The 20,181-nt window shown below is 60.3% G+C and carries 14 protein-coding genes and 4 pseudogenes; 4 read left to right on the top strand and 14 right to left on the bottom strand.

All coding sequences use genetic code 11. The features are described 5' to 3' along the window. Nucleotides 1-35: 35 nt before the first annotated feature. The 3 genes and pseudogenes from prnB to KHO49_RS28755 all read right to left on the bottom strand — a co-directional run. Nucleotides 36-1,121 carry a monodechloroaminopyrrolnitrin synthase PrnB gene (gene prnB, locus KHO49_RS28765; RefSeq protein ID WP_213666307.1) on the bottom strand — a complete coding sequence of 362 codons (1,086 nt, stop codon included), beginning with the start codon at nt 1,119-1,121 and terminating at the stop codon, nt 36-38. Next, complete coding sequence (gene prnA, locus KHO49_RS28760; protein WP_213666306.1) at nt 1,121-2,737, bottom strand: tryptophan 7-halogenase PrnA; 1,617 nt, start codon at nt 2,735-2,737, stop codon at nt 1,121-1,123. The genes prnB and prnA overlap by 1 nt, the downstream gene beginning before the upstream one ends. A gap of 312 nt (nt 2,738-3,049) precedes the next feature. Beyond that, nucleotides 3,050-3,136, bottom strand: a pseudogene (locus KHO49_RS28755) (cupin domain-containing protein); the annotation flags it as partial. Nucleotides 3,137-3,171: 35 nt separating this feature from the next. Here KHO49_RS28755 and KHO49_RS28750 point away from each other — a divergent pair. Continuing rightward, a pseudogene (locus KHO49_RS28750) lies at nt 3,172-3,336 on the top strand (SDR family oxidoreductase); the annotation flags it as partial. Between the two features lie 98 nt (nt 3,337-3,434). Here the strand turns inward: KHO49_RS28750 and KHO49_RS28745 are convergent. From KHO49_RS28745 to KHO49_RS28730, 4 genes are read right to left on the bottom strand one after another with little or no spacing between them, the layout of a single operon-like run. Further along, the gene (locus KHO49_RS28745) at nt 3,435-4,529 is read right to left on the bottom strand and encodes a polyamine ABC transporter substrate-binding protein (RefSeq protein WP_213666305.1); all 1,095 of its coding nucleotides are present in this window, start codon (nt 4,527-4,529) and stop codon (nt 3,435-3,437) included. Between the two features lie 47 nt (nt 4,530-4,576). Continuing rightward, nucleotides 4,577-4,918: a cupin domain-containing protein gene (locus KHO49_RS28740; protein ID WP_102865158.1), complete on the bottom strand. Its 342-nt coding sequence runs from the start codon at nt 4,916-4,918 to the stop codon at nt 4,577-4,579. A gap of 57 nt (nt 4,919-4,975) precedes the next feature. Continuing rightward, entirely contained in the window at nt 4,976-6,382 is a 1,407-nt protein-coding gene (locus KHO49_RS28735; protein ID WP_102879462.1) for an NAD(P)/FAD-dependent oxidoreductase, read from the bottom strand. Nucleotides 6,383-6,433: 51 nt separating this feature from the next. Continuing rightward, on the bottom strand, nt 6,434-7,249 hold the full coding sequence (locus tag KHO49_RS28730) for a helix-turn-helix domain-containing protein (RefSeq protein ID WP_213666304.1): 816 nt from the start codon (nt 7,247-7,249) through the stop codon (nt 6,434-6,436). A 279-nt stretch (nt 7,250-7,528) separates the two neighbouring features. Between KHO49_RS28730 and KHO49_RS28725 the strand changes: the two genes are divergently transcribed. After that, nucleotides 7,529-7,798, top strand: a complete 270-nt coding sequence (locus tag KHO49_RS28725) for a DUF1652 domain-containing protein (RefSeq protein WP_102865161.1) — start codon at nt 7,529-7,531, stop codon at nt 7,796-7,798. A gap of 51 nt (nt 7,799-7,849) precedes the next feature. Here KHO49_RS28725 and KHO49_RS28720 read toward each other — a convergent pair whose 3' ends face one another. Further along, nucleotides 7,850-10,309: a UvrD-helicase domain-containing protein gene (locus KHO49_RS28720; RefSeq protein ID WP_213666303.1), complete on the bottom strand. Its 2,460-nt coding sequence runs from the start codon at nt 10,307-10,309 to the stop codon at nt 7,850-7,852. A gap of 274 nt (nt 10,310-10,583) precedes the next feature. On the opposite strand from KHO49_RS28720, the gene KHO49_RS28715 reads away from it, so the two are divergent. Then, nucleotides 10,584-11,279, top strand: a complete 696-nt coding sequence (locus KHO49_RS28715; RefSeq protein WP_102879465.1) for a pirin family protein — start codon at nt 10,584-10,586, stop codon at nt 11,277-11,279. A 182-nt stretch (nt 11,280-11,461) separates the two neighbouring features. Here KHO49_RS28715 and pgm read toward each other — a convergent pair whose 3' ends face one another. Together pgm and KHO49_RS28705 are read right to left on the bottom strand one after the other, a co-directional pair. Continuing rightward, nucleotides 11,462-13,108: a phosphoglucomutase (alpha-D-glucose-1,6-bisphosphate-dependent) gene (pgm, locus tag KHO49_RS28710; RefSeq protein WP_102879466.1), complete on the bottom strand. Its 1,647-nt coding sequence runs from the start codon at nt 13,106-13,108 to the stop codon at nt 11,462-11,464. 256 nt (nt 13,109-13,364) lie between these two features. Then, complete coding sequence (locus KHO49_RS28705) at nt 13,365-14,387, bottom strand: zinc-dependent alcohol dehydrogenase family protein (RefSeq protein WP_102879467.1); 1,023 nt, start codon at nt 14,385-14,387, stop codon at nt 13,365-13,367. Nucleotides 14,388-14,656: 269 nt separating this feature from the next. Here KHO49_RS28705 and KHO49_RS28700 point away from each other — a divergent pair, with 269 nt between their 5' ends. After that, nucleotides 14,657-15,571, top strand: coding sequence for a LysR family transcriptional regulator (locus KHO49_RS28700; RefSeq protein WP_115582388.1), 915 nt, complete (start codon nt 14,657-14,659; stop codon nt 15,569-15,571). A gap of 455 nt (nt 15,572-16,026) precedes the next feature. Here KHO49_RS28700 and KHO49_RS28695 read toward each other — a convergent pair. The 4 genes and pseudogenes from KHO49_RS28695 to KHO49_RS28680 all read right to left on the bottom strand — a co-directional run. After that, a pseudogene (locus KHO49_RS28695) lies at nt 16,027-16,914 on the bottom strand (IS3 family transposase); the annotation flags it as partial. Continuing rightward, nucleotides 16,915-18,261, bottom strand: coding sequence for an IS110 family RNA-guided transposase (locus KHO49_RS28690; RefSeq protein WP_213665779.1), 1,347 nt, complete (start codon nt 18,259-18,261; stop codon nt 16,915-16,917). 222 nt (nt 18,262-18,483) lie between these two features. Further along, nucleotides 18,484-18,732, bottom strand: a pseudogene (locus KHO49_RS28685) (transposase); the annotation flags it as partial. Nucleotides 18,733-18,862: 130 nt separating this feature from the next. Then, nucleotides 18,863-20,077 (bottom strand): HEPN-associated N-terminal domain-containing protein, encoded by a 1,215-nt coding sequence (locus tag KHO49_RS28680; protein WP_249735880.1) that lies wholly within the window; start codon nt 20,075-20,077, stop codon nt 18,863-18,865. Between the last annotated feature and the right edge of the window lie 104 nt (nt 20,078-20,181).

Raw genomic sequence — 20,181 nt, 5'->3', positions numbered from 1 at the left:
AACTCTCCTTGTCAGATAGGACCTGGCCGTGCGCGTCAGGATTCGTCGAGCGCAGCGCGGATGCGGGACCGCACGGCACACGTGAGCGTGAGTAGATCGCCGATCATGCTGGGCGCGTACCCTCCGCTGCCGGTTGCGGGGCCGCTTCGCCCGGCTTCGTACGCCCGCTCCGCCAATTTAAGGTGAGGCGCCCGGAAGCGCAGCAGCACCTTGAAGACCCGCTCGAGGGCTGTCAGCCCAGCCCGGACGGACTCGCCTCGTGCATCGACCGCTCGCGCCTCGGCGAGCGCGCGATCGATGATCGCCGGCCCCCCAGCGAACCGAGCGTAGACCGCCCTGTACGCGGGAAGCACGTAGGGCAGGTACGTCTCTTTGAATTCTCGATAAGCTTGGTCTTCCGATTGCGAGCCCCACAGGACGTGTTCCAGCACGAAGAGGGGCATTTCTACGGCTCCGGGGCCGAGGTAACTCTGGCCCCCGACTCGAATCGGTTCGTAGAAGGGGCGCAGCTCATCGTAGAAGACCTGCGGCGAGATGAAGCGGTACGCGTAGACGATCGATTCGACCATTTTCTCCAGATAGGCTGCTAGCTCGTCGCACCCTTGCGCGAACGCGGGCGACCGCAGGGGCACATCGGACAGCTCGACGGTCACCGCGATGGCCGCCTCGAGGGCCGCCATCGAGATGCGCACGCTATCGAGCAGGTGCGCTTCGTCGCGGAGCCCTGTGTAGCTCCGCTGCGCGTCGGCCGCCGCGGGGTTCCAGACCGTCACATGCAGGAGCGTCTCGCGCGGCGGCAGGTCGGTCGCGCGTGCCAGGTCGAGCAGCACCAGCTCAAGCCCGGGCACCACGTCGGTAGGCTCATGTCCGTGCCGCTTGAGCGACCCCAGGAAGAAACCGATGTCCCGCATCGCGGCAGCGGCTTCGACGAAGCCCCAGCCGGAGGGCACGCCGCGCACCGGGAGGAACTCGCGCAGCAGGCCGACGATGCCCGGCACGTCCTTGTTACGATTCAGGCCCGGCAGCTGCAGAACCAGCGAGCGCGCCTGTAGCGGATCGCAGGCCGCCACGGCGGCGTGCGTGGCCGCGAATGCGGATACCCGGTTCAAGGTGCGTTCCACTACAGGCCTTCCTTCGCCGCGAGTGTCGGCCCGCGCTGGTTGCGCGACTGCCCCGCATCGCCGTCACGCAGCGACCGCAGGTAGTCGTAGTTCGTCGGCAGGCTCGTGCGCAGACGCTCGGCCTCGCGCCGGATGCTGGCGAACATCGCCTCGGCCTTCTCGATCGACTCCGGTCGGTGCTGCAAGAGCGGCAGCGACCGGTCGGGCAGCATGCCTAAGCCGGCAAAGATGCAGTAGTAGTTGCCGTTCAACCAGAAGTTCTTGAATTCGTAGTCGAAGGTCTCGTAGTACGTGGAATCGTCGAACGACGTGGTGGTCAGCGGCAGTCCCGCCTTGTAGCGCTGAACCTTCTCTTTGATGGCATCCGAGAGCCGCAGCTCATGCCGGTTCGCGAGCCAAAACGGCGTGTCTTCGCGCGACGTGGTGAAATAGTGCGCCTGGACGAAGTCTCGACAGTCGTCGAACATGTAGACGATCTCGGCGTTGAATGCGTCGCTCAACCGCGGGTCGAACGAGGTGTCGGGGAAGTGCTTCACGAGTTGGTAAAGCGCGGCGTAGATGAAGTAGATTCCCGTCGATTCCAGGGGCTCCAGAAAACACGACGACAACCCGATCGAGACGCAGTTGTTGACCCACGCCCGCTTGTTGCGCCCGACCCGAAACTTGATCTGGTTGAGCGACTGATTGTCCGAGAGGCCCCAGAGGTTGAGGAAGTCGGCGGTGGCCTGGTCGCGCGAGGTGAACTTGCTCGAGAAGACGTAGCCGCTGCCGAACCGGCCCAGCATCGGAATCTTCCAGGTCCACCCCGAGTTCATGGCGATCGCGGAGGTGTACGGCTCGACCCCCTCGCGCACGTCGTCATTGGGCACGGCGCTGGCGACCGCGCTGTCGCACAGCAGATAGTCGGACATGTCGATGAAGGGCTCCTTCAGGGCCTGATTGATCAGGAGCCCCCGCATGCCGGAGCAGTCGATGAACAGGTCTCCCTCCAGCGTCCGACCTTCCTTGGTTAACAGGGTGGAGATGTAGCCGCGGTCGTTCAGGCGAACCTCCACGACTTCGTCGACCACACGGTTCACACCGCGTTCGACGGCCCAGCGCTTCAAGAAGTCGGCCACCAGGTGCGCGTCGAAGTGCCACGCGTGGGACATCTGGCGGGTGCCGTCGAGCAGGCACGGTGCCAGCTTGCCGTCAAGCGCCCCGGGCTGCGGATAGCACGCGTACTCCATCGGCTGCTGGAAGCCCTGTTCGCGCTTGCGCAGCCAGTAGTGGGTAAGCGGTACGCCGTCGCAGTTCGGCACGCTGCCGAACAAATGGTAGAAGTAATCGTCGCGCGAGTGGTCGGGAGGCTTTCTCCAATTCACGAACTTGATCGCGGCCTTGAACGCGCCGTTCACTTGGGGCATCCACTCCCGCTCCGGTATCCCGAGGAAGTCGAAGAACACCTTCTGCAAACTCGGGATGGTCGCCTCGCCCACGCCGATCCGGGGGATCGCCGCAGACTCGATGAGCGTGATGTTTACCTGCTGTTGGAGCGCCCGGACGAGGTACGAGGCGGCCATCCAGCCCGCAGTACCGCCGCCCACGATGACGATATTCTTGATCGGCTTGTTCATAACACTCCTTGTTTCAAGGCGAACTGCCGGCCATGAGGTAGAGGCCGCCAGTCTCCGTGCATCCGTGCAAGAGCCACATCAATGTGCTTGTTCGAGTTGACTCTAGCCGGCCGCAAAAGCGATGCAAATTCTGTTTCCGAATTAGCATTTCTAAAATGCAAAGGCGTTGGCTATAGAGGAAGGTGTTGCGGAGGTCCTTTGCGCCTAATCAGCCCGCCGCTAAGGGTGGTCTGACGTAGCGGCGTATTTTGGGCTGACTTCATCCAACGCCGATTTTGCAAGAGGCGAGCCGATCAAAGGCGTCGCGAGCACCCCGGGGGCGCATTCCCAGATCCCGGTTTCGACCCCGTCGCTGCCTTCGACGGCGGTCATCGATGTCACGGCCACGGGCATTCCCAGGGTACGGCGATCGGCGCCGCCCGCCATGACCTGATGACGCCGCGACCCTGTCCAGGGGCATTCCCCTCGGGCGCCTGGGAACGCCTGAGGACATTGCCTACGCCATGCTGTTCCTGGCCTCGCCACAGGCCGGCTACATCACCGGCCAGACCCTGATAGTGGACGGCGGCGCCCTGCTCCCGGAAAACAGCCAGTTGTAGGCGCTGGCTTGCCAGCGAAGGCGTCCTCAAGGGCAGTGCTTGCCTCTGAGGCCTCTTCGCCGGCAAGCCGGCTCCTACGCAGCTTGTGGGGATGGGGATCAGTTGCCGCTGCGGATCTTGTTCCACAAGCGGGTGCGGATACGGTCGATGTCCAGCGGCATGGCTTCCAGGGCAAACAACTTGTCCATCATGGCCGGGCTCGGGTAAACCTTGGTGTCGTTCTTGATCGCTGGGTCGACCAGAGCATCGGCTTGCTGGTTGCCATTGGCGTAATGCACGTAGTTGCTGATGTTGGCCATTACGTCCGGGCGCAGCAGGTAGTTCATGAAGGCATACCCGGCCTTCTCATCCGGTGCGTCCACAGGCATGGCCACCATGTCGAACCAGATCGGCGAGCCTTCCTTGGGAATCGAATAGCCGATCTCCACCCCGTTCTTCGCTTCCCTGGCCCGGCTCTCCGCTTGCAGGATGTCCCCGGAGAACCCCACCGCCACGCAGATATTGCCGTTGGCCAGGTCGCTGGTGTACTTCGACGAATGGAAGTAGCTGACATAAGGCCGGACCTTCATCAGCAGCGCCTCGGCTTTCTTGTAGTCCGCCGGGTTCTTGCTGTGGTGTGGCAGCCCCAGGTAATTCAAGGCCGTGGGAATCAGTTCGGGGCCGTTGTCGAGAATCGCCACGCCGCACTTCTGCAGCTTCTGCATGTACTCGGGCTTGAAGATCAGGTCCCAGGATTCCAGCGGTGCGTCATCCCCCAGCACTTCCTTGATCTTGGCCACGTTGTAGCCAATCCCGGTGCTGCCCCACAGGTACGGAAAACCGTGCTGGTTGCCCGGGTCATTGACCTCCAGCGCTTTGAGCAACGCCGGGTTGAGGTTCTTCCAGTTGGGCAACTGGCTCTTGTCGAGCTTCTTCAACGCCTCGCCCTGGATCTGCCGCGCCATGAAATGGTTGGAGGGGAACACCACGTCGTAACCGGATTTACCGGTCATCAGCTTGCCGTCCAGGGTCTCGTTGCTGTCGTAGACGTCATAGGTGAAACCTGTCCCGGTTTCCTTCTGGAACTGCTTGGTGGTGTCCGGGGCAATGTAGTCCGACCAGTTGTAGATCTTGACCGTGTCGGCGGCCTGGGCCAGAGAAGCGCCCAGGAACAAGGGGCTGAGTAACAGCAAAGTGCAAGTCTTGCGGATCATGAGTCGATACCTGTGGCTGGTTTTGTTATAGGCAGGCAATCAAAGGATCAGAAAATCAAGACGTAGGTCTTGCGCACCGTTTCCTGGATATCCCAGATGCCGGTGCTGTTGGCCGGCAACATCAGTGCATCGCCGGCTTCTATGTGCAGGGGCTCGCCATGGTCGGGCGTGAAGGTGCAGCGGCCCTGGATGAAATGACAGAACTCCTGGGCGACGATCTGCCGCCGCCAGCGCCCCGGAGTACATTCCCAGATCCCGGTTTCGACCCCGTCGTTGCGTTCGACGGCAGTCACCGATGTCACGGCTACGGGCGTCCCCAGGGGCACGGCGACCGGCGCCGACTCGTCCAGGGTGACCGTGGCGGTGTGCTTGAATTGCGTGATGCTCATGGCTCTACCTTTGGTTGAAAAACCCGAACGGACATCGTTCGGTGCAAGAAACCCGACTCAGTGCATGAAACCTTCCATGAACCCGGCGACCCGGCTGGCCAGACGCCGTCGCCACGCAGGCGAAGCCGGGTTGGCCAGGGTCTGGTCTTCATGGACAAAGCTGCGAATGATCGCGTTGTAGCCCAGCCAGCGGCAGGGTTCAGGCTCCCAGACCCGCAGGGCGTCGAGGCCGCTTTGCGCCAACACCCAGGGTTGGCGGACCAGCGGGCTGTCGTGCTGCAGAATCAGGTCGGCCAGGGTCCGGCCACCCAGATTGCTTGCGCCGACGCCTTCGCCGCCGTAGCCACCGGACAAGGCGATGCCCTTGCGCCGGTCACACAGCATGTGCGGCATGAAGTGCCGGGACATGCCCAGGTTGCCGCCCCAGGAATGAGTGATGCGCACATTCTTCAATTGCGGGAACAGCTCGCCGAACAGGTAGCGACGCAGCTCGACCTCGTCCCGACTCAGGTCGAAATCGTGGCGCAGCTTGCTGGCGAACTGATATCCACCCCGGGCACCAAACACCAGGCGGTTATCCATGGAGCGCTGACCGTAAGTGACCTGGCGACTGCTTTCGCTGAAGGCCTGGCCCTGGTTCAGACCGATTTCGTCCCAGGTCGATTCCGGCAGGGGCTCGGTGGCCACCAGCAGGCTTTGCACCGGCAACTGATAACGACCCAGGGGCGGCAAGGTCACTGAGTACCCCTCCACCGCCGGCACTATCCAGCGGCTGCGCACTGCGGCGTGGCGGGTCTGCAGGCTGCCGGCCTGCCAATGGGTCACCGGGCTGTTCTCGTAAATGTTCACCCCCAGGCGCTCCACCGCACGCGCCAGCCCGCGCACCAGCTTGGCCGGCTGGATGGTGGCGCAATGGGGGGCATAGATAGCGCCATAGGCGTTGGCCACCCGCAACTGCTGAGCCAGTTGCTCGGGGTTCAGCCAGCGGTAATCGTCCTGGTTCAGGCCCTGGGCGTAGAGCTTGTCCAGGTACTGGCGCAGGCTGGTTTCCTGCTCGGGATAGCGGGCCGCGCAATACAGCACCCCGCCTTTGCGGTAATCGCAGTCGATGCCTTCCCGTTCGATGACGTTGGCCACCTCATCGGGAATGCCATGCAGCAGGTCGAAAGAGGCTCGACGCTGCTCCGGCGACAGCCCTGCCAGCAGGCGGTCTTCTCCCAGCAGATTGCCCATCAGCCAGCCGCCATTGCGCCCCGAGGCGCCGAAACCTGCGGTCTGGGCCTCGATCACCGCCACCTTGAGCTGCGGCGCTTGGCGCTTGAGGTAATAGGCCGTCCACAGCCCGGTGTAACCGGCGCCAATGATCGCCACGTCCAGATCAAGGTCTTGCTCAAGGGACGGGCGCGGCAACAGCGGCTCGTCCAACTGGTCCATCCACAAACTGATACTGCGCCACGCTGGCATGCAAGCACTCCGCAATCCGAACTTCGAATGCGGCGATCCTAGTCCCTGTCTTCAGGGGCTGTCTTGCGCGCGTGCACGCAAAGAAATTTGTTTGGCATAAGCCTTGGGCGACTGCCCGGTGTGCTGGCGAAAACAGCTGTAGAACGCCGACAGGGAATTGAACCCGGCCGCAAAGGCCAGTTCGTCGACCCGAAGCGGCGGCGCGGCCTGGTCCAGGGCCGTCAGCACATGCTGCAGGCGCGCCTGGTTCACATAACGGTAGAAGCTTTGGCCCAGCACCTGATTGAGCAGGTAGGAAATCTGATTGCGGCTGTAGCCGCACTCCCGGGCGACCCGCTGCAGGTCCAGTTGCGGATCGAGGTAAGGCTGCTGGCGCTGGAAGTACTGTTGCAAGTCCTCGGCCATGAAACTCAACTGGCGCGGCGACAGCCCCAGGCGGCTGACCGCCGGGCGCAGGCTGGCTGAAGAGCTGTCCGGCGCCGGTTCACGCACCAGGGACGCATATTCATTGACCCGCCAAATCAGGCCGTCGCGCACGGTAATCGCTTCACTGGAGCGGAACGACACCAGGCCCTGGCCACCCCGCAGGGTCACCTGATACTGGATAAAGGCCGTGTTGCCATCCAGGCGAATGCGATCACAGTGCTCCAGGGCCTCATCGGGCGCGCGGGGCATGCTCACACGCACGTATTCCCGCAGCTCAGCGAGGCCCAGGGTGCGATTCTGGAAAAAGTCGTTGTACTGGATTTGCGGATGGTAAAGCGCCATCACGCCATCGAGGTCGCGGTGCTTCCAGCAAAGGTGATAACGCATCACGGTTTCACCGGTGGCCTGGGTTTGCAGAGGCCCGTCGTCAGGGGCAGTCATAAGGATCTCGAACAGCCAAAAAAGCGCAGCTTGCCGAACTTCGGCAGAGGCATCAATGACCGTCCTCCAGCCAAGGACCCGGGTTCTCCAGCCCCATTTGGGCGAATACATGACGTGCATCAAAAATCTGCGAGTGAACCGCCGGACGGTGGGCAAAAAAACTGCGAGCGGTCACAAGCCGGTGCTATTTTTAAACCCTTGACTGATCGGGTCATTGACGAGCCGATCGTTCCTACCGCGAGCACAAGGAAGCGCTCAATGAATCAAGGTGGGCCACCGATGAACAGAGTCTGGGCCAGCAAAGTCACCTTTCCCAACGCCTGCCAGCTGATGCGCTGGCATTTTCATCCCCTGGGCTTCGAGGCCAGCATGGATGCGCCAGGCAGCATGATCGCCCGGCTCTTCGACCGTGCCAGCGGCGAAACCATGATCGCCATCGCCGGCATTCCCTGTGCCACGGTGATGAGCGCCGCGGATGTCGAACGAATAATCGAGGCGGTGGAAGATGAACTGGAGGCCTTTGCTCCGTCCCTGACACTCAAGGCCTGACGCCAGGCCCCATCGACCGAAGCCCGCCTGACCGGCGGGCTTTTTTCGTCATCATTGCCGCAGGTCGCGGAAATATGGCTTGTCTCGGGGCACCCGGTCCGAAGCCTTGGGCGCATTGCCCGCCGCCGCCTCCTGGCGATCGACGTACCAGTAGCAGTGCTTGGCCGCCCGAGTGATCCCCACATAAGCCAGGCGCAGGATCTCGTCCTTCTGCGCGCTGTCGTAGGGTTCGGCGTCGCCATCCTTGCCCAGGCCGGCCATGCGATACACCTGATTCTTGTAGGGCGAGCTGCTCAGGTGCTGGCAATCTCCCAGCAGGAACACCGCGTCCGCCTGCAAGCCCTTGGCACTGTGATAGGTGAGTTGCTTGAGCCGTCGAGCCGCGGGCGGCAAGCTAGAATCAACATTAACTATTGGTAAAATATGCTCTTCTATCAATAACTTATCGCTAGTTTTTCGAAACAGCATCAAGATTGAATCGCCCTGCCGATAGTGCTCTGCCAGGCGCTGGGCCAGGCCCTGATCGTCACGATCCAGTACTTGCACCGGCCATAGGTCCTTGGCCTCGCCACTGGCCTTGGCCTTCTTCCCGGCAATCGCCGGGGCTGCGCGAACAATATGCTCCGCCGCATCGATCACATGCTGATGACTGCGGTAGTTCTCGCTGAGCATGACTCGATTGGTGGCCGGAGACGGGAACTCCTTGTTGAACTCGATAAAGTACTTCGGCGAACTGCCGCGCCAGCCGTAGATCGATTGCCAGTCATCGCCCACGCAGAGCAAGGAAGAATGCTGGGCTCCACGCCCCACGTGCAGGGCCGCGCCACGGCTGCGAATCTCCCTGAGACTGGCCTTGATCCAAGACACGATCTGCGGCGAAACGTCTTGAAACTCGTCGATCATCAGATGCGACATCGGCCTCAGGCAACTGTCGCTGAGCAGCTTGAAGTTTTCCGGGGAGCGCTCGCTGAACAGGGCGAACATCCGGTTGTAGCTCATGATCGGCGGCGACTGATCCAGCAAGTGGTCTTCAAGGGCTCGCCAGAACAGGCTCAAGGCCTCGAAGAAGAATCGGTCCGGATCATCCTGGGCAAAGCTCATGTTGCCGACCGCGTCGCCCACATCCAGCCCCAGGTTCTCGATAAAACCGGCGGCGGCAACAAAACAATCCAGCAACGGCGCCGAAGCCAGCTCGCCCTTGACCTTGTAGTCGAAGCCCGGGCCGGCACTGACCTCGGCAGAAAAGGCGCCCAAAGCTCGCTTGGACGACTCGTAACTATCCAACCAAATCAATGGCTTACGACAGAAAGCTTGAAACAGGGTGCGCTTTACCGCCCACTCCGCCCGCACCGTCAGCTTGGCTCCGGGCCGGCTGATCTGCGGGTTCTCCCGCGGGTCGAAGCCCAGTACCACCCAGGCATCCAGCTCAGCGGCATAGCCATGGCAATGGAAGGTCGACCCGTTGATTTCAAAGCTCTGGCGCTGAGGCTCGATGCCCTTGATCGGCCAGGCCCCGGCACGAAACCACAGGTCTTCCACGGTGTCGCAGAGCTCCTCATCACGTTTGGCTGCCAACTCGGTGACCGCTACGCGCTTCTGTACATCGGGGTGATCGCGCTCCAGCTCCTTGAGCTGCAAGGCGTGGCGCAGCAAGGGCTTGAGCGCCAGGCGGAAGCGTTCGTCGCTGCGGTACAGCGCCTGGTAGCAGGCATTGAGGTGCTTGCGCTGGGCGTCGTTGATTCGCAGGACGAAGGGATTGCTGTCCACCTCGTCTTCGGCCCCCTGCACCCGCTCACTGAGGTTCTCGAAGGCCTGAAGGCGTTCGAACCCCGGCAGACTGCGCACCATGGGCAAGATCCGCGAATGGAAGGTGCGCACCAGATCCCGGGCTTCCCGGGGGCTGAGCGCCCGGCCCCACAGGGCAAAGACCTGCACCAGCTTGTTGATGAAATCCTTGCGTGACTCCCGGGTGAAGGTCACTACGGTCATGGAATCCAGCTCGAATCCCAGGTAGTGATTGAGCAAAAGCAGGCGCAATACCAAAGAAGTCGACTTGCCCGCCCCGGCCCCGGCAATCACTGCAGTGGCAGGCGTGTCGCTGAAAATCATCTTCCATTGGGCGGCGCTGGGCTGGGACTGCGGCGCCAGCAACCGGGAGACATCGGCCTTGAAGCGTTTTTTCAACTCGGCGCTCAGCGGCAGGCGCCAGTCGTCGAACAGCCGGTCATCCACCCCCGGCGGCCGGTGCTCGGTGTTGCGACTGTCGCGAATCAGCAGCACCTGACGCCCTTCCTCCAGCCCTTCGAGCCGTCCCTCCTGGTAGCCGTATTCCACGCCTGCCGTGTGCCCGCTGCGAAAGCCGTCGGCCTGACCGTGCAGCCAGGACGCGCGATGCTGAGCCCGCAGGCGATTCAGGCCATGGCCGAAAAACCGCGCCGCCAAGCGCTTCAACAGGGGCATCTGAGCCAGGGGCAAAAGATCGGGGGGCAGATCGGGGCTGTGTTGCGACACGCGGACTCCAGGGGATGAGACTGAGCGGTAATGGTCGCCGGATTTTTTCACGGTATCCAGCGAATTGCTTGCGGGTCATTAACTTAAGCGATGAACCGAAGGTTTAACACCAGCTCTGCGACAAAAAAACCATCCAATTTTACGATTGGATTACGGCATTTTTTGCGCTTTTTATCGATCAATAGCTGATGGAAGATGCACGCCATCAACCAACGGTTATCGTTTTTTGGCCCGGGTCCAACGAGCCATTACGAGCCCTTTTGAGGAGACGATCATGCTTGAACTCAGACCTTTCAGCTCCCTGGGTGGCGCTCACCACGGCTGGCTGGATGCCCATCACCACTTTTCCTTCGCCGAGTACCATGACCCCAAGCGCATGCACTGGGGCAACCTGCGGGTGTGGAACGATGACGTAATCGCTCCCGGCACCGGCTTCCCCCAGCATCCGCACCGGGACATGGAAATCATCACCTACGTTCGCGAAGGCGCCATCAGCCACCAGGACAACCTGGGCAACAAGGGACGCACCGAAGCCGGTGACGTGCAGGTGATGAGTGCGGGGACCGGGATCGCCCACAGCGAATACAACCTGGAAGCCACGCCGACCAAGATCTTCCAGATCTGGATCATTCCCAACCAGGCCGGCTCCGCGCCGTCTTGGGGCGCCAAGCCTTTTCCCAAAGGGTTGCGCGAAGGGTTCGTGACCCTGGCCAGCGGCAAGGATGGCGATGAGGAAAGCTTGCGTATTCGTGCCGATGCGCGGCTGGTAGCGGCCAACCTGAAGGCCGGGGAAACCGCCGAGTATCACCTGGACGCAGGACGTCGGGCTTATCTGGTGCCGGCGACCGGGGTGATCGAGATCAACGGCTTGCGTGCCGAAGCTCGAGACGGTGTTGCAATCGAAGATGAGCGGGTGCTGCGGGTGAGCGCCGTGCAAGACAGCGAAATCGTGCTGGTAGACCTGGCTTGAACCGCAGCGGCAAATAAAAAAGGGGCGACCATGCTGGTCGCCCCTTTTTATTTGCCCGCTAGCCGGCTACACAGATCGTGCAATGAACAACCACCGTAGGAGCTGGCTTGCCAGCGAACGCATCCGCAAGACCTGTGTCCGTCTCAAGGACCTTTTCGCCGGCGAGCCGGCTCCGACGTGAATCAGTTGCCGCTGATGGCGGTGTCCACCAGGGTCTGGGCTTCCTGCACCAGCTGCTTGAGGTGGTCGTCGCCGATGAAGCTTTCAGCGTAGATCTTGTAGATGTCTTCGGTGCCAGACGGGCGTGCGGCGAACCAGCCGTTCTCAGTCATGACTTTCAGGCCGCCAATGGCCTGATCGTTACCCGGGGCCTGGCTGAGGATCTGCTGGATCGGCTCGCCAGCCAACTGGGTCGAGGTCACTTGTTGCGGGGAGAGCTTGCTGAGCAAGGCTTTCTGCTGCGGATTGGCCTTGGCATCGACCCGCACCGAGAAAGGTTCGCCCAGTTCATCGCACAGCGCGCGGTAAGCCTGGCTTGGATCACGGCCGGTGCGCGCGGTCATTTCAGCGGCCAGCAGCGACGGGATCAGGCCGTCCTTGTCGGTGCACCAAACGCCGCCATCCTTGCGCAGGAAAGAAGCACCAGCACTTTCTTCGCCACCAAAGCCCAGAGAGCCATCGAACAGGCCATCGGCAAACCACTTGAAGCCCACCGGCACTTCGTACAGGCGACGACCCAGGCGTGCCGTCACCCGATCGATCAAGCCACTGCTGACCACGGTCTTGCCCACGGCGGCATCGGCACGCCATTGCGGACGGTTCTGGAACAGATAGTCGATGGACACCGCCAGGTAGTTGTTGGGCGCCAGCAGGCCGCCGCTTGGGGTCACGATGCCGTGGCGGTCATGATCGGGGTCGCAAGCAAAGGCCACGTCAAAGCGTTCTTTCAGACCGATCAGCCCTTGCATGGCATAGCTGGAGGATGGGTCCATGCGGATCTGCCCGTCCCAGTCCACCGACATGAAACGGAAGGTGGCGTCCACTTGCTTGTTCACCACCTCCAGGTCAAGGCGGTAGTGCTCGGCGATTGCCGACCAGTAACGCACCCCTGCTCCACCCAGCGGGTCCACGCCCAGGCGCAGCTTGGCGTTGCGGATCGCGTCCAGGTCGATGACGTTGATCAGGTCGGCGACATAGGTGTTGAGGTAGTCGTGGCGATGGGTGGTGTCGGCCTTCAGCGCTTGCTCGTAGCTGATGCGTTTGACCCCGGCGAGCTTGGCCGCCAGCAATTCGTTGGCCTTGGCTTCGATCCACTTGGTGATGTGGGTGTCGGCCGGGCCGCCATTGGTGGGGTTGTACTTGTAGCCGCCGCTTTGTGGCGGGTTGTGGGACGGGGTGATAACGATCCCGTCCGCCAGGCCCGAAGTGCGACCGCGGTTGTAGCAGAGGATGGCATGGGACACCGCCGGCGTCGGGGTGTACTCGTCACCGGCAGCAATCATCACGGTCACGCCGTTGGCGGCCAGGACTTCCAGGGCACTGGCCCCGGCCGGGGTCGACAGTGCGTGGGTATCGATGCCGACAAACAGCGGCCCGGTGATGCCCTGGGCTTCGCGGTACAGACAGATGGCCTGGCTGATGGCCAGGACATGCCATTCATTGAAACTCAGATCGAACGAGCTGCCGCGGTGCCCGGAGGTGCCGAAAGCCACGCGCTGGGTGGGCACCGATGCATCGGGCTGACCGGTGTAATACGCCGTAACCAGTCGCGGGATATCGACCAGCAACTCAACGGGTGCCGGCTTGCCCGCAAAAGGACTGAGAGTCATGCAAAACCTCTGAAAAAGGATGGTTCGGAAATGGAGCGCAGTTTACTGGCAGTTTGACCACCGCGCGACGAAATCTATCCCAGAACAACCCCGCCTTTCTCAGCTGACTGAAGCAGGAGCTGGCTTACGCAGGAACTGGCTTGCCAGGCAAAACAGCCTCAAGGCTTGCACGAGGCTCAGGCCCCATTGGCCGACAAGCCGGGGCCGACAAAGATACAGATACAAAAACGCCAGGCTTGGCCTGGCGTTGGGGGAATCAGGCCGGTTCGACCTGCAGCGCAACCCGTTCGCGACATGGACATTCGTCCATGTAACGGTGCGCCTCGACAAACTCGCTGAAGGGGAAGACTCGGGTCTTCAAGGGCACCAGCACTCGATCTGCAGTCAGCTGGTTGATGTCGCGCAGCGCACGCTGCAACGCCACCTGATCCTGAATGATCCCCAGCTCCGGCTTGCCGGTGAAGTTGCCGATGCAGTGGACAAAGAACTGGATGTTCTTCTGGAACGCCGCACAGGCCGGGAATGGAGTCTGGTTGCCGCCTTGCAGGCCGTACAACACCAGGCTGCCGCGAGGCGCCAGGACATCACCGAGCATCGACATCTGCGGACCGCCCAGACCGTCGAACACCACATCGACCCCGCGATTGTTGGTGAGCTTGTTGATCTGCATCAGCAGGTCCTGCTCTTCGGTGACAATCACCTTCTCGGCGCCGAGGGACAGCAGGTACTCACGTTCTTCAGCGGTCTTGGTAGCGGCAATCACCCGCACACCCAGGGCCTTGCCCAACTGCACAAAGGACGGGCCGGCACAGTGGCTGGCATCGGTGACCAGGGCGAACTGCCCGGGCTTGACCCGCGCAAGGTCAGCGTAGGCGAAATAGGCGATCAACAGCGGCGTGTAATGCACCGCGGCTTCGATAGGGCTAAGCACATCCGGATAACGGGTCAGGGCCGAGCGTGGCAGGACGATCTGCTCGCCATACACCGGGTAGTCATTGGGGCTTTGCGCGGGAAAACTGGCGACCTTGTCACCGACCGCGAGGTCGTCGACGCCCTCGCCTACCGCCGTGACCACGCCGGCCATTTCATGCCCGAGGCCGGACGGCAGACGCGCATGGGACGACGCCAGGTTCTGCCGCCAGAGCACGTCGTACCAACTGATACCGATGGCTTCGACTCGTACCTGCACTTCGCCTGGCGCAGGCAACGAGGCCGCATGCTCTTCGCATTTGAGCACCTCGGCCGGTCCAAACTTGTGAAAACGAATCGTGCGGGACATCGCAAACCTCGTCAAATTAACCTCTAATGCCGCGAACTTTATCCGGGCTTTGAAAGCAAGACTATCAGTGCCTATTAATAGTCGACATGTCTGTCATTGATTCCGTGCCCTTGAAAATCGGGGCGAACAGCGTGTCGGGCCGCAGCCTGAGCACAAACAAACAACATTTAGCCGATGCAGAGTACCAGCCTTTACCCGTAAGATTCACGCCGGCCATTGTTCCGATATGGCCGCTCCCGTCAAGTTCGCTGACTCTGCCAGGACTCCAGATGAATCGTAATGACCTGCGTCGTGTCGACCTGAATCTATTGATTGTGTTCGAGACACTGATGCACGAACGCAGTGTGACTCGCGCCGCCGAGAAGCTGTTTCTCGGTCAGCCAGCCATCAGTGCCGCCCTGTCGCGGCTGCGCAACTTGTTCGACGACCCGCTATTTGTACGCACCGGCCGCAGCATGGAGCCGTCGGCAAGGGCCGTGGAAATCTTCGCCCTGCTCTCACCGGCCCTGGACTCGATCTCCACCGCCGTCAGCCGCGCCGCCGAGTTCGACCCGGCCACCAGCACCACGGTGTTCCGCATTGGCCTGTCCGACGACGCGGAGTTTGCCCTCCTGCCGATGCTGCTCAAGCGCCTGCGCGCCGAAGCCCCGGGCATCGTACTGGTGGTGCGCCGGGCCAACTACCTGTTGATGCCGTCGCTGCTGGCCTCCGGTGAAATCTCCATCGGCGTCAGCTACACCGCCGACCTGCCGGCCAACGCCAAGCGCAAAGTCCTGCGCCGCAGCCTGCCCAAACTGCTGCGTGCCGACACCGTTCCGGGCGCCCTGAGCCTGGATGACTTCTGCGCCCGCCCTCACGCCCTGGTGTCGTTCGCCGGGGACCTGAGCGGCTTTATCGATGAAGAACTGGAGAAGCTCGGACGCAAGCGCCATGTGGTACTCGCCGTGCCGCAATTCAACGGTCTGAGCACCCTGCTGGCCGGCACCGACATCCTTGCCACCGTGCCCGACTACACCGCCGAAGCGCTCACCGCCGCCGGCGGCGTACGCGCCGAAGACCCGCCCCTGCCGGTGCGCAGCTTCGAGCTGCACATGGCCTGGCGCGGCTCCCAGGACAACGACCCGGGAGAGCGCTGGTTGCGTTCGCGGATTCAGATGTTTTTTGGCGATCCTGAGAGTCTATAGGGGCCGTCTGGCGGGCTGTTTATCTGATCATTTCTGCCTTTTCATAGACCATGGAGATCCATCCAACTCCAGTGGATTGCTACATTGGGGGCATATCTGAGGGCATGCTTTGGATGGTTTGAAAAGGATGCCCCCAGTCTGAGGCTCAACAATCTTCTTCTCGAAAAATCACCTGCGACAGTTCCCTATCGCCGTTGAATGCTATCGGATCACCTCAGCTCAAATACGCAGAGTGCTCATTGCCGTTGGAGCAGTCTGAGCGCTTGCTGGGTTGATGTCGCAGTGGCTGACACAGGCATCGCTTGCAGGACAACCGTCGCCCAATGATCACGTCGGTTTTCAAAAGCCCGTAAGGACCCTTCTACCCCCGAAGATTGAAAATCCAAACGACCAACAAGTACTAACTGAATTGCAATCATTTGGACTGCCCCCGCCCTCATAGACATTTTCCAGCCTCAAAGTGAGGCACTTTCGAAGGCCTCAGGACTGACGCCGCCCAAGTAACTGTGACGACGCGTTCGCTTGTAAAACGCTTCAATGTAATCGAATACGTCGGCACGGGCCATGTTACGGGTTTTGTAGATCCTCTTGCGAATGCGTTCTTTTTTCAGGCTGCTGAAAAAAGACTCCGCCACGGCATTATCCCAGCAGTTTCCTCGGCGGCTCATACACGGCTCTAGGTGGTTGGCCAAACAAAAACGTTTCCAGTCATCGCTGCCATATTGGCTACCCTGATCCGAATGCACGATGACTCTGGTTTTGGGTTTTCGGCGCCATACCGCCATGAGCAGTGCATCCAATGCCAGCTCCTTGCCCAGCGTTGGCTTCATTGACCAGCCGACCACTTTGCGAGCATACAGATCCAGTACGACGGCCAGATATAACCAGCCCTGCCACGTCCGGATGTAAGTGATATCGGTAACCCAAGCCTTATTAGGGGCATCGACAGTGAACGCCCGGTTGAGTCGATTGGGGGCAATGATCGATGGCCGCCCTTTGATTGCGCGCGGGGCTTTATAGCCTCTGAGCGCCTTGATTTTATTGGTGCGCATCAGCGCCGCGACACGGTGCTTGCCGCAACTTTCTCCAGCCTCGCGCAAGTCAGCAAACACCCTCCGTGCACCATACACACCTCGACTGGCCGCATAGGAGTCGCGGATCAGCCCTAACAGCCGACCATTCTCTTTTTCTCGATCAGAAACAGGCTTGTGTAGCCATTGATAGAACCCGGCACGAGCAACTTGCAGAACCCGACACAGCGTAGTGATCGCGTATTGATGTCGGTGCTCGTTCATAAATCGGTATTTCACTCGGGTTCCCTGGCGAAGTACCGCGCTGCCTTCCTAAGAAACACCTTCCATAGGCAGCAGCGAAAATCCAAACTCCGCAGCACGCCGATGGAGGCTCTTAACGACGCGCTCTCGGTACTTCTGCTCGTAGTGGTCTGCACCTGGATCCTGATAGGCCATGCCGAACCGCATGGCATTGTAGAACAAGATGGCAATTTTCCGGGCGGTGGCAGTGACCGCTTTCGCCTTGCCGATGCGGGCTGACAGGCGTCGGTAAAAGGCCCCAAGGGCCGTGCTCGTTCGACCGATAGTCACCGCGGCGAGCCGAAGATGCGCGGTCACCCGATTGTTGGTTTTCCTGGTGTGGGCCGACAGCACCTTTCCGCCACTGATGCGACAACCAGGAGCAAGCGTCAGCCAGGAAGTGAAATGATGAGCTGTGGGCCATCGGCTGAGGTCCGTGCCGCACTCAGCCACCAGGCGGAGCGCGAGATAGGGGCCAATGCCGTGTATTTGCGTCAGATCGACGCCGACTAGCTGGTAAAGCAGGGGGCGCACTTCAAAGGCCAAGGCGTTGGGTTGCCGAGTGTTATGTCGGGCCTTCGGTAAGGGCTCTGTCGGCGGAGGCTGTTGCAGGGAAAGGCTGGAGAGGCTTCTGGCAATCTGCTGATCGCAGATGAGCAACTGCTCTTGATAAGCATCATACATGGCCAGCGCTTGCGTAAGGGCAAAGACATGTTCGGGTTGGTAGTTGCCAATCAACGCGTCGTGGATCGTCTGTTCACTGGATTTGCAGCGCGTATCACGCAAACTTGCCAGCCTTGAGACGTCGCGTTCCCCGGCCACGATGGCCCGGATGATCCGCATACCGGTCACGCCCGTGATGTCGCTGACCACATGATGTAACTGAAGATTCATATGGGTGAGCGCTTTTTGCATGTGTTGGATATGAGCCGCTGCATAGTCAAGATGGCGCTCTCGGAGCCGGAGATAACTACGTAACGCCGAGATGGCTCGATCAGGCTGAAAGCTTGCGCGCAGCAGTCCGCAGGCATGCAGCCTTTGAATCCACTGAGCATCATTCACATCCGTCTTGCGCCCGGGTACGGCCCGAGCATCGCGCGCGTTCGCCAATACGACGTGAAGTCCATGGGTCTCAAGGATTTCGTAAACTGGAATCCAGTAAACACCGGTCGACTCCATGGCTACTGTTTGGATGCCGACGTCGATCAGCCAGGTTGCCATCTTCTCTATATCGCCGGTGAACGCTTGAAAGGTTCGAATAGACTCCTTGGACAGTCCTGGCGGAATCGCCACGACGTGAAACCTTGAACCGATATCGATGCCGGCCGCCCGTTCATTGATGATCGGCAGGCCGATTTGAGTAGCAGACTTTTTCATGACAACCCTCCAACGCAGAGATGTTGGACGGGGACTCGGATCAGATCACATTCCTAAACGGGGTCACGGCACGTGCCACCAATCACGGGTCCGCAGCTTCCCCTGGGTCATGTTTTTTGACGGGGTCAAAGCCTCCAAAAAGCCAGCGACCACTGTCCAACTAACTCAGTGTAGCGCCCGTGTTTCTAATGCAATGGGCTGCGGAGCGCCGCAGAGGCAGTTTTTTAAGATGTCGCGCTCTTCTTCCAAGCGTCGCATTTGGGCTCGCAGCCGTAAAATCTCGCTTTTGGCTTCGAGCAGTTCGCTGGCCTGTTTCTCGGTTTTGTCAGGCGTCACGGCTTTGACCCATTTGTAGAGGCTGTGGGTCGAAACGCCGAGGCGCTCTGCTGTTTCCGCAACGGAGTATCCGCGCTCAATGACTTGCCTGACGGCTTCTGCCTTGAATTCCGGCGTGAATCGTTGGGTGCTCATAAACTTCCTCCTATGCTCAAAGCATAGGCTGGAGATGTCTACGATGCCGGGGGCAGTCCACAATGAGCTTGCAAGGTGTCTAGAGAATCCGGGGCGATTCACCCTGCTTCCCCAGGGCATCTGCAGATAGTCAGAAGATCTCATCGTCATCTTCGCCTGCCGCGAAGTCGGCCAAGTCAACGTCGAATGCTCTGTCGAGCCGCAACAGCGTTCGATCACTAGACGTATCGCCAGCGTCGATACAGCCTGAAGCATCAGCAAAAATAACGATCGCCTTGTTCCCAGTCTTCGAACTCGGGTAGATGATCCCATCAATTTGATGATCGTCATCGGTACGGTAGACGTGCCTGAAATACTCAGTCACCACCTGGGTCGGAACATAGTCCGCGTGAGCTCGATCGCTTCGCTCGATCGGTTTGGTGAAATCCTCGACGAAGTTACACATGAAGCTGAAGTATGGCCTTAGCGTTTGCAGTTCAGGATCGAAAAGGCTCGGCACATAAAACGAGCGGGACAGATCAACCACCCGCAGATCCCTGATAGGCGAAAACTCGCCGGTGGCTGCCTTCTTAAGGGCTCCCTCAGCAGGATCGTAGGTTTCACGAATGGCGGTGTCTTGATCGAACGCCCCGTAGAACATAGGGATTCCCACGGGGCTCATCCGGTTCGGCATGTTCGCATGCGCGGCTGGTGGCGGCCCAAGCTCACTAGCTCGGGTGAGGTGAACCTCAGGATCGACGATGCGAACGCGGAAGATCGACTGTCCTGTAGGCACTGTATCAATTAGGTCGAGCTTTTTCGCCACGCTCCCCAGCGTTTCAAGAATGTCGACCGGGTTCATCTCATCGTGCTGATCAGCTGCATATGAGGTGTTCACAGCTTTGTAAAACACGAATCGTGCTGTGTGAATGATGAAATGACTGAAGCTCTGCCATCCGTAGACCAGCGTTCGATCTATGGGTAATGAATACGGATCTCTCTCGCACCATGCCACGTCGTGCATGGATCCGGCGATAGTGTCGAACACTTCTTCCGAACACTCGGGGCCGTGGTAGTAGAGAAGCTCCCATGTGCCGCATACGCGGCCCTGCCAGCCTCCTTCACGGGTTTCGTAAGCGAGCCCCTCATTCGTAGCTTCGCCCCACTCTATTGAGAGACTATTGAAAACGTGCTCAATCACGTAATTCATGTCAGCGACGCGTCGGTTTCCATTGCAATAGCTGCAGGTCCCTCTCACCGAATTATCCTTGATGAAAGCTTTGAGGCCGTCATCTTCGACGCAGCGTAAGCACACAAACGTGTCCTCGACTCGCGAGAAACCTCGCTCCATGTCCTCTTCCATCATTCTCTTGACTCCGCCCATAGCACCGCCTCAAATGCATGCTCAAACATCTCAAAAGTACTGGATTGCGAACGGAGAAAGCCTGCCCCATCTCCACGACTGACGAG

This window comes from Pseudomonas sp. RC4D1, from assembly GCF_018390395.1.
Lineage (GTDB): Bacteria > Pseudomonadota > Gammaproteobacteria > Pseudomonadales > Pseudomonadaceae > Aquipseudomonas > Aquipseudomonas danubii.
The sequence above is the reverse complement of the archived record's forward strand: the minus strand, read 5'-3'. Positions and strand labels throughout refer to the sequence as shown.

Bases quoted from the DNA above. Each gene is read 5' to 3' on its own strand.
- KHO49_RS28715 (WP_102879465.1), top strand. From the start codon at position 10,584: ATGCTTGAACTCAGACCTTTCAGCTCCCTGGGTGGCGCTCACCACGGC.
- KHO49_RS28690 (WP_213665779.1), bottom strand. From the start codon at position 18,261: ATGAAAAAGTCTGCTACTCAAATCGGCCTGCCGATCATCAATGAACGG.
- prnA (WP_213666306.1), bottom strand. From the start codon at position 2,737: ATGAACAAGCCGATCAAGAATATCGTCATCGTGGGCGGCGGTACTGCG.
- KHO49_RS28705 (WP_102879467.1), bottom strand. From the start codon at position 14,387: ATGTCCCGCACGATTCGTTTTCACAAGTTTGGACCGGCCGAGGTGCTC.
- KHO49_RS28740 (WP_102865158.1), bottom strand. From the start codon at position 4,918: ATGAGCATCACGCAATTCAAGCACACCGCCACGGTCACCCTGGACGAG.
- KHO49_RS28680 (WP_249735880.1), bottom strand. From the start codon at position 20,077: ATGATGGAAGAGGACATGGAGCGAGGTTTCTCGCGAGTCGAGGACACG.
- KHO49_RS28730 (WP_213666304.1), bottom strand. From the start codon at position 7,249: ATGACTGCCCCTGACGACGGGCCTCTGCAAACCCAGGCCACCGGTGAA.
- KHO49_RS28735 (WP_102879462.1), bottom strand. From the start codon at position 6,382: ATGCCAGCGTGGCGCAGTATCAGTTTGTGGATGGACCAGTTGGACGAG.
- KHO49_RS28700 (WP_115582388.1), top strand. From the start codon at position 14,657: ATGAATCGTAATGACCTGCGTCGTGTCGACCTGAATCTATTGATTGTG.
- KHO49_RS28725 (WP_102865161.1), top strand. From the start codon at position 7,529: ATGAACAGAGTCTGGGCCAGCAAAGTCACCTTTCCCAACGCCTGCCAG.
- KHO49_RS28745 (WP_213666305.1), bottom strand. From the start codon at position 4,529: ATGATCCGCAAGACTTGCACTTTGCTGTTACTCAGCCCCTTGTTCCTG.
- pgm (WP_102879466.1), bottom strand. From the start codon at position 13,108: ATGACTCTCAGTCCTTTTGCGGGCAAGCCGGCACCCGTTGAGTTGCTG.